The 8,070-nt window shown below is 71.4% G+C and carries 9 protein-coding genes, 1 tRNA gene and 1 pseudogene; 8 read left to right on the forward strand and 3 right to left on the reverse strand.

The window, feature by feature from the left end; genetic code table 11:
• Positions 1-81 precede the first annotated feature (81 nt).
• From ACFWPQ_RS51610 to ACFWPQ_RS51630, 5 genes are all read left to right on the forward strand, one after another.
• Positions 82-855 (forward strand): sulfite exporter TauE/SafE family protein, encoded by a 774-nt coding sequence (locus tag ACFWPQ_RS51610; RefSeq protein ID WP_384052094.1) that lies wholly within the window; start codon positions 82-84, stop codon positions 853-855.
• Positions 856-960: 105 nt separating this feature from the next.
• Complete coding sequence (gene rpmG, locus ACFWPQ_RS51615) at positions 961-1,125, forward strand: 50S ribosomal protein L33 (protein ID WP_181808961.1); 165 nt, start codon at positions 961-963, stop codon at positions 1,123-1,125.
• Positions 1,126-1,160: 35 nt separating this feature from the next.
• Positions 1,161-1,421: a type B 50S ribosomal protein L31 gene (locus tag ACFWPQ_RS51620; protein WP_384052096.1), complete on the forward strand. Its 261-nt coding sequence runs from the start codon at positions 1,161-1,163 to the stop codon at positions 1,419-1,421.
• A 35-nt stretch (positions 1,422-1,456) separates the two neighbouring features.
• Positions 1,457-1,579, forward strand: a complete 123-nt coding sequence (gene ykgO / locus ACFWPQ_RS51625) for a type B 50S ribosomal protein L36 (RefSeq protein ID WP_046728129.1) — start codon at positions 1,457-1,459, stop codon at positions 1,577-1,579.
• 123 nt (positions 1,580-1,702) lie between these two features.
• Positions 1,703-2,449 carry a cobalt-precorrin-6A reductase gene (locus tag ACFWPQ_RS51630; RefSeq protein ID WP_384052098.1) on the forward strand — a complete coding sequence of 249 codons (747 nt, stop codon included), beginning with the start codon at positions 1,703-1,705 and terminating at the stop codon, positions 2,447-2,449.
• Positions 2,450-2,461: 12 nt separating this feature from the next.
• On the opposite strand, the pseudogene ACFWPQ_RS51635 reads toward ACFWPQ_RS51630, so the two are convergent.
• The 3 genes and pseudogenes from ACFWPQ_RS51635 to ACFWPQ_RS51645 form a co-directional block, all read right to left on the reverse strand.
• Positions 2,462-3,994, reverse strand: a pseudogene (locus ACFWPQ_RS51635) (MFS transporter); the annotation flags it as partial.
• Between the two features lie 5 nt (positions 3,995-3,999).
• Positions 4,000-4,782 (reverse strand): precorrin-6A synthase (deacetylating), encoded by a 783-nt coding sequence (gene cobF / locus ACFWPQ_RS51640; protein ID WP_384052100.1) that lies wholly within the window; start codon positions 4,780-4,782, stop codon positions 4,000-4,002.
• 45 nt (positions 4,783-4,827) lie between these two features.
• Entirely contained in the window at positions 4,828-5,349 is a 522-nt protein-coding gene (locus ACFWPQ_RS51645; RefSeq protein ID WP_384052102.1) for a DUF309 domain-containing protein, read from the reverse strand.
• Positions 5,350-5,455: 106 nt separating this feature from the next.
• Here ACFWPQ_RS51645 and ACFWPQ_RS51650 point away from each other — a divergent pair.
• The 3 genes from ACFWPQ_RS51650 (at position 5,456) to ACFWPQ_RS51660 (ending at position 7,969) form a co-directional block, all read left to right on the forward strand.
• Positions 5,456-5,529, forward strand: a tRNA-Pro gene (locus ACFWPQ_RS51650).
• Between the two features lie 283 nt (positions 5,530-5,812).
• Positions 5,813-6,001: a hypothetical protein gene (locus ACFWPQ_RS51655; RefSeq protein ID WP_384052104.1), complete on the forward strand. Its 189-nt coding sequence runs from the start codon at positions 5,813-5,815 to the stop codon at positions 5,999-6,001.
• Positions 6,002-6,403: 402 nt separating this feature from the next.
• Positions 6,404-7,969: a purple acid phosphatase family protein gene (locus ACFWPQ_RS51660; protein WP_384052105.1), complete on the forward strand. Its 1,566-nt coding sequence runs from the start codon at positions 6,404-6,406 to the stop codon at positions 7,967-7,969.
• Positions 7,970-8,070 lie beyond the last annotated feature (101 nt).

The raw sequence follows: 8,070 nt of genomic DNA on the forward strand, positions 1-8,070 counted from the left end.
CCTGCGCGGCCGGGCGCCGGGACCGACCAGCGATACGCTACTTACACCATCGGGTTGTCCGGACATAACATCGGTCCCCGCATGAACACGATGACGCTCTGGCACATATCCGGCTGGGAGTTCGCCGCCCTGGCACTCGCCGCCCTGCTCGTCGGCTTCTCCAAGACCGCCGTCAGCGGGGCCAACACCGTCAGCCTCGCCATCTTCGCCGCGGTCCTCCCGGCCCGCGCCTCCACCGGTGTCCTGCTCCCGCTGCTCATCGCGGGCGACGTGCTGGCCGTGGCGACCTACCGCAGGCACGCCCACTGGCCAACGCTGTGGCGGCTGTTCCCGGCGGTCGCGGCCGGCGTGGTGATCGGCACGCTGTTCCTGGTCTGGGCCGACGACGGCGTCGTACGGACCTCGATCGGCGCGATCCTGCTGCTGATGGCCGGGGTCACGTTGTGGCGGCGCCGCACGGCCGACCTCCCCGACGACCCGGACGCGGTCACCACCCGGGCGGGCCGGGTGAAGGCCGGTTCGTACGGCGTGCTCGGCGGCTTCACCACGATGGTCGCCAACGCGGGCGGCCCGGTGATGTCGATGTACCTGCTGTCGGCCGGCTTCCGGAAACTCGGCTTCCTGGGCACCTCGGCGTTCTTCTTCCTGATCGTGAACGTCTCCAAGGTCCCCTTCAGCGCCGGCCTCGGCCTGATCGACGGCCACTCGCTGCTCCTCGACGCCGCGCTCGTCGCGTTCGTCGTCCCCGGCGCGTTCATCGGCAAGTGGGCCGTGCACCGGATCAACCAGCGGCTGTTCGAGCAGCTGGTCATCGCGGCGACGATCGTCGGCGGCCTCCAGCTCCTCCTGCGCTGACCGGTCCGGCAACCCGGGAATGCGACGGTGGGGGGGCGTTGTTGGACAGGTCGTGAATGACATGCCCGGATCAAAGATCCCGGGTGTGGGCGAAAGGAGGACCTCATGGCACGCAGCACCGCGCGTCCCGTCGTCAAGCTGAAGTCGACGGCCGGGACCGGCGTCACCTACGTGACCCGCAAGAACCGCCGGAACAACCCCGACCGGCTGGTCCTGCGCAAGTACGACCCGGTGGCCGGCGCGCACGTCGACTTCCGCGAAGAGCGCTGAAGCCGAACGCACCGACGACCCAGAGAGGAAACCCCATGAAGGCCCGCATTCATCCCGCGTCCCGGCTCGTGGTCTTCCGGGACCGCGCCGCGGACGCGGCGTTCCTGACCCGCTCGACCGCCGACTCGTCCCGGACGATCGAGTGGGAGGACGGCAACACCTACCCGCTGATCGACGTGGAGATCTCGTCCGCGTCGCACCCCTTCTACACCGGCAAGGCGCGGGTCCTGGACAGCGCCGGCCGAGTGGAGCGTTTCGAGCGCCGTTACGGCCGCTCCGCCGCCGCCCGCGGCTGACCCGGCCCGGTGACCGACCCGAGGAGAACAGAACCATGAAGGTGCGCAAGTCCCTGCGCTCACTGAAGGCCAAGCCCGGCGCCCAGGTGGTCCGCCGACGCGGCGTGGTCTACGTGATCAACAAGAAGGACCCCCGCTTCAAGGCCCGCCAGGGCTGACGGAGGTCGCGTCCCACGACGGCCGCCCGGCGATCTGGCCGGGCGGCCGTCGCGCGTCACGGCGTCGGCCGGTCGCCCGCCCCACGGCCTCGCCCCCTGCGAAGGACCCCGTACCCTCGCCCCATGTCCCCGCACGTCCTGATCCTCGGCGGTACCGCCGAGGCCCGCCGGCTGGCCACCGAGTTGTCGGGGTGTCCCGGAGTCCGTGTCACGACCTCGCTCGCGGGCCGGGTCGCACGGCCGGGCTCGTTGGTCGGCGAGGTGCGGATCGGCGGGTTCGGCGGGGCGGCCGGCCTCGCCGGCTGGCTGCGCGAACACCGCGTTGACGCGCTGGTGGACGCCACCCACCCGTTCGCCGAGACGATCACCGCCAACGCGGCGGGCGCCGCCCGGGCCACCGGCATCCCCTCCGTCGTCCTGCGCCGCCCCGGCTGGCGGCCGCGCCCCGGCGACGACTGGCACCCGGTCCCGTCCCTGCCCGCGGCGGCCGCCGCCCTGTCCCGCTTCGGCCCCCGCGTCCTCCTCACCACCGGCCGCCTGGGCCTGTCCGCCTTCGCCCACCTGAGCGACCGGCACTTCGTCGTTCGCTCCGTGGAGCCCCCCGAACCCCCCATGCCCCGGCACACCGAAGTGCTGCTGGCACGCGGGCCGTTCACCGTCGCCGACGAGACCGCACTGCTGCAGGGGAAACTGATCGACGTCCTGGTCACGAAGGACAGCGGGGGAGCGGCCACGGCCGCCAAACTCACGGCCGCACGGGAGCTGGCGCTGCCCGTGGTCGTCGTACGGCGGCCCCCGCTGCCGGACGGCGTGACGGCGGTGCCGGACGTCGCCGGCGTACTGGAACGGCTGGGGCTCGGCCCCGCGTGACCGCCCCGGGCGTCAGACCGTCCTGGTGGCGGGCGCCAGGTCCGGCGTCTGTTCGGACAGCCCGTCGGCCAGGTCCTCGACCAGCAGCCGTTTGCCGATGGTGTCGACGACGGCCCGCAGGTCGGCGTCCGAGGGGCGGCCCAGGTCCTGCTGGACGCGGTCCTTCAGCCAGCTGCCCCACGCCTCCCCGAGGACCCGGGCCTCGTGGTCGCCGGCCTCGGTGAGGGACAGGAAGGAGCCGGTACGGGTGAGGCAGCCCTCGTGGACCATGCGGTCGAAGACGGGCAGCAGGACCTCCGGGGGCACCCGGCGGCGGGCGGCGATCAGGCCGAGGTTGCCGTGGCCGACCAGCCGGGTGTGCAGTTCGACCTGCGTCACGGCCCAGGCGCCGGCCACGTCCAGCCGGGTGCCGGACTCGCCGATGATCCGGCGCGCGGTCTCCAGGTCCGCCCGGCCGATGATCTTCGCGACGGCCGCCTCCAGCACCCGCTGCGAGTCCGGTCCGTGCGGCGAGGCGAAGCCCTCGCCCATGTCGGTGGAGCCGAGCCGGGCGCTGTCCCGCAGCTGGACCTGCTTGAGGAACAGGGCCGCCACGAACCCGACGGCCGCGACCGGAACGGTCCACAGGAACACGGTGTGGATGGTGTCGGCGTACGCCTGGATGATCGGCTCGGCGGCGGCCGCGGGCAGCCGGTGGAGCCCTTCGGGGCTGGTGGCCGCCTTGCCGATGACCGCCGGGCCCAGCGCGCTCGCCCTGTCGGCGGCGGCGATCCCGTCCGCCAGGTTCGGCTTCAGCGCGTTGGTGTAGATGGTGCCGAAGACGACCGTACCGAACGAACTGCCCAGCGTGCGGAAGAAGGTGACGCCCGAGGTCGCGGTGGCCAGGTCGGCGTAGTCGACGGTGTTCTGCACGGCGATCGTCAGCATCGATCACCATCGGCAGGGTCCGCACGCCCGAGATCGTCGCCGAGTCGCCGTCGACGTACTGGAGATAGCTCGGCAGATAGGTCATCGCGCCGAGCATGGCGAAGCCGACGACGAAGCTGAGGATCGAGCAGACCGTGAAGACCGGGTTGCCGAACAGCCGCATCGGCAGCATCGGTTCCCGTGCCCGGTCTCCACCCAGCAGAACAGCGCCAGCGCCACCGCGCCGCCGACGAACAGACCGACGACGGTGCCCGAGCCCACGGGTACTGGTTGCCGCCCCAGCTCGTCGCCAGGATGAGCGAGCTCGCGCCGACCGCGACCAGCGCGATGCCCAGGTAGTCGATGACCGGCTTCGCCGCCGACTTCACCACCGGGATGGTGCGGGCGGCCGCGGCCACCACGACGATCGCGACGGGCACGTTGACGTAGAACGCCCAGCGCCACGACAGGTGGTCGGTGAACAGCCCGCCGAGCAGCGGCCCGACGACCGTGGCCACGCCGAACACCGCACCGATCGCGCCCTGGTACTTGCCCGCGCTCCCGCAGCGGGATGACGTCGGCGATCAGCGCCATCGCGGTCACCATCAGCCCGCCGGCGCCGGTGCCCTGCATCGCCCGACCGCTCAGCCCTCCTTCGGAACCTCCGGGTGGCGGCGCAGCAGATACGTGTCCATGATCCAGCCCTTGCGCTCGCGTGCCTCGGCCCGCAGCCGCTCGATGCGCGGGGCGGCCTCGGCGATCGGACCGGAGACCAGGATCTCGTCCGGGGTGCCGAGGTACGCGCCCCAGTAGATGTCGATGTCCTCGCCCGCGTACCGGCGGAAGGCCTGGTGCGCGTCGAGCATCACCACCACGTCGTCCACCCCGTCCGGCAGCCCCTCGGCGAGCCGCCGGCCGGTGGTGATCTGCACCGGCCGGGCCACCCGGTTCAGCCCCGTACGGTGGCGGGCCGCCAGCGCCGAGACGCTGCTGATCCCGGGCACCACGTCGTACCCGAACCGCACCGTGCCCCGGGCGAGCACCTCCTCCAGGATCGCCAACGTGCTGTCGTACAGCGACGGATCGCCCCACACCAGGAAGGCGCCGGTCTGCTCCGCGCCCAGCTCCTCGCGGATCAGCCGCTCGTAGATGTCCGCGCGGGCGGTGCGCCAGTCGCCGACGGCCGGCGAGTACGCCCCGCCGCCCGCGGCCCGGTCCCGCTCCGGGTCCCGCGCCTCGACCAGCCGGTAGCCGCCGTCCGGTATGTGCGTGTCGAGCATGTCCCGGCGCAGCTGTGTCAGGTCGCTCTTGACCTCGCCCTTGTCGAGGAGGAAGAACACGTCCGTGCCCTTCAGCGCCCGGACCGCCTGGAGGGTGAGCTGGTCGGGGTCGCCCGCGCCGATACCGATGACATGAATCTTTCGCACGTCCCCGAGTCTGCCGCATGCCACCGACAGCGGGTCACCCCGGTGCTACCGGGACCCGCGCAGCCGGGGCGCCTCACCCTTCGCGTCGACCTTCGTACCGACGCTCCCGGCGCCGCCCTCCACCCGCCCGGCCAGCTCCCGCGCCCACCGCGCGAGCCCGTCGACGTCCATCCCGTACGGCCGTGACCCCTCGCCCCCGGCCGCCCACTCCTCCACCGCACCCGCGCCGCGCCGCAGCAGCCGTGCCCCGCCGGTCACGTTCCCACGGGCCGCGTGCGTGAGCCCCACCGCCAGCTGCGCGAGCCCCCGCCACAGCGTCCGCTCCGCCTCGGGCCCCGACTTCCAGGCGTCCTCGAACACCTCGTGCGCATGGAAGGGCTTCCCGGCGTCCAGCAGCGCCTGAGCCTCGGCGACCGTCTCCTCCGGGGTCCGTACGACCCCCTCGGGCTGTCGCTCGACGCCCGGTGTGCCGTACGGCAGCGGCCGCCCCAGCCCGTCGCGCGGCCGGGCGCTGCGCGCCCGCCCCTCGGTGTCCCGGTCCCGTGCCCCTGTTCCCGTGTCTCCCATGCGACCGATTGTCCCTCCGCCGCCGCCCGTCCTCTTTCTGCCCTCCCAGGGACGTGGGGTAAGGTGCTGTTCGCGCGATCACGCGGGTCACCGCGAGCGAGCGCAGCGGGACGTGGCGCAGCTTGGTAGCGCACTTGACTGGGGGTCAAGGGGTCGCAGGTTCAAATCCTGTCGTCCCGACTGGAGACAGTCGCAGGTCAGGGCCGGTTTCGGAGGTGTCCGAAACCGGCCCTTGAGCATTCTTGGGGACCGGTTGGGGACCGGTTGGGGACTGGCACCCTTGACCGGGGCCAGCGGGTCACGACGATCGGGCCCGGCAGTGAGCGAGGTGCGCGCGGCACGCTCAGGTGTGCGGAGAGCGCCGCCCCGGCGGAGGACGTGTACCTGGGCTCCGGCGTCGGCGAACCAGGTCAGTCCGGTGTGCCGGAGATCGTGGCGGCGCAGGTGCTCGTAGCCGAGCTCGGTGACCACGTCGTCCCGGTGTGTCGTGTCGCGCAGGACGGCGCTGGGGATGCGTCCGTGGGCCGAGGAGTTCGTCCTCGGCCTGCTGGTAGAGCTTCTGCCGGCCGGTCACCCGGGCGGGGTTGACCTTGATGATGCCGTCGCGGACTGCCTGTTTCGTACCGGTGCCGCCGCAGCGATCGCGGGTTGAGCTTCACGCGGCCGTCCGACGTGACGTCCCGCACCGGGACATCGAACCGTCGCGGAGACCCTGTACCGACGAGATGGCGCGCGGGCCTTGCGGCGTCGGCCTCATCACGATTGACGGGAGCGCGCCCGAACACCCCAACCGGTCCAAGGCAGTAGCCGGGCCGCCGGGAATTGCCGTCCGTTGCGGTGACCGCCATCTGGCGTTCATACCTGTCTCACCGCTCCGGTCGACCGTGCTTCCTAGCGTCCGTGAGTGCGTGCACCGCTGACCTGACGGAGCCCGCTGTCAGGTTCGGAGCGCTGCTGCCCGGTCGGTGTGCGACTGCACCCGACGACGCGAAAGGCCCCTGGAATGTCCGAAGAATCCAAGCAAACCAGAATCTCTCGTCGCAACGCGCTCGGCATGTTCGGCGCGACGGTGTCCGGCGCCGCCGCCGGGCCACTGGTCCTCGGCGCCGGAACTGCCGAGGCGGTCCCGGCGAAGTCGGAGGTCACCGGTCTCACCACCGGCTCGGCCACCACCCCCGTCCAGGGCCTGCACCTGACCTTCGGCGCCGACCCGCGCAGCCAGATGGTCGTCTCGTGGGTCACCGACGCGGACGTCAAGAACCCCCGGGTCGTGTACGGCACGCTGAGTGGCGGCTTCGGCTCCACGGTGCACGCGACGACGAAGACCTACGCGGACGGCAAGTCCGGGCGGACCGTCTGGGTCCATCACGCGCTGATCAGCAAGCTCAAGGCCGACACCGACTACCTGTATGCGGCCCAGCACGACGGCGCCACCCCCGACGCCGGCACCTTCCACACGGCGCCGTCCGGCCGAGCTCCGTTCACCTTCACCAGCTTCGGCGACCAGGGTACGCCCAGTGTGACCTGGAAGACCGGAGCGAACCCGGCGGACGCCTCGGGCCGGGACTTCGAGCCCAACGCCACGCCCGCCGCCGCCGACATCGTCACCGGCATCGAGAAGGTCGGCCCGCTGTTCCACCTCCTCAACGGTGACCTCTGCTACGCCAACACCGGGCCCGACCGCATCCGCGTCTGGCACGACTTCCTCACCAACAACAGCCGCTCGGCGCGATTCCGTCCGTGGATGCCGGCCGCGGGCAACCATGAGATCGAGCTGGGCAACGGCAAGCTCGGTCTCGACGCGTACCAGACCTACTTCGAGCTGCCCTCGACCGAGACCCAGCCCGAACTCGACAACCTCTGGTACTCCTTCACCGTCGGCTCGGTGAAGGTGATCTCCCTGCAGAACGACGACATCGCCCTGCAGGAGGGCGGCGACATCTACATCAACGGCTACTCCGGTGGCCGGCAGCTCGCCTGGCTGGAGAAGGAGCTCAAGTCGGCACGGGCTTCGAAGGACATCGACTGGATCGTCATCTGCATGCACCAGGTGATGATCAGCTCGGCGACCGCCGCGAACGGCCCCGATGTCGCGCTGCGTGCGGCGTACGGCCCGCTGTTCGACAAGTACGGCGTCGACCTGGTGGTCTGCGGCCACGAGCACGACTACGAGCGCTCGTTGGCGGTGCGCGGCGTCGTCCCCGGCAGCGTCACCCTGACACCCAACCCGAGCCAGACCGCACTCGACGTGATCGAAAGTGAGCACGGCACGACGCACATGGTCCTCGGCGGGGGCGGCGTGTCCGGCATCACCAACAACAGCTTCACCACCGACGACGCCGACGGTCACGGGCATCACTCGGCATACGTCCAGATGGAGCACGTCGGCAAGTTCAACTCGGTCAAGGAGAAGGAGACGGCGGTCTGGATCGGCGTCCGCGACGCGGAACATCCGTACGGCTTCGCCGAGTTCGCCGTCGACCCGGGCCGTCACCCCGGTGACATGACCCGCATCCACGTCACCTACTACAACATCATCACGCCCACAGGTGAGCTGTCGGTCTTCGAGAAGTTCACGCTCCAACGCCGTCGTAGTGACGGCGGCCACGGCCAGCACTGACCCACCGCTACAGGCAGCAGTAGCCGTCAACGCCAGGGGGCGGGGCGACGTCCCGGCCCCCCGCGGTGTAGACCACGCGCCCCAGGGAATGTGTGTCTTTT

It is taken from the genome of Streptomyces sp. NPDC058464 (assembly GCF_042721035.1).
Lineage (GTDB): Bacteria > Actinomycetota > Actinomycetes > Streptomycetales > Streptomycetaceae > Streptomyces.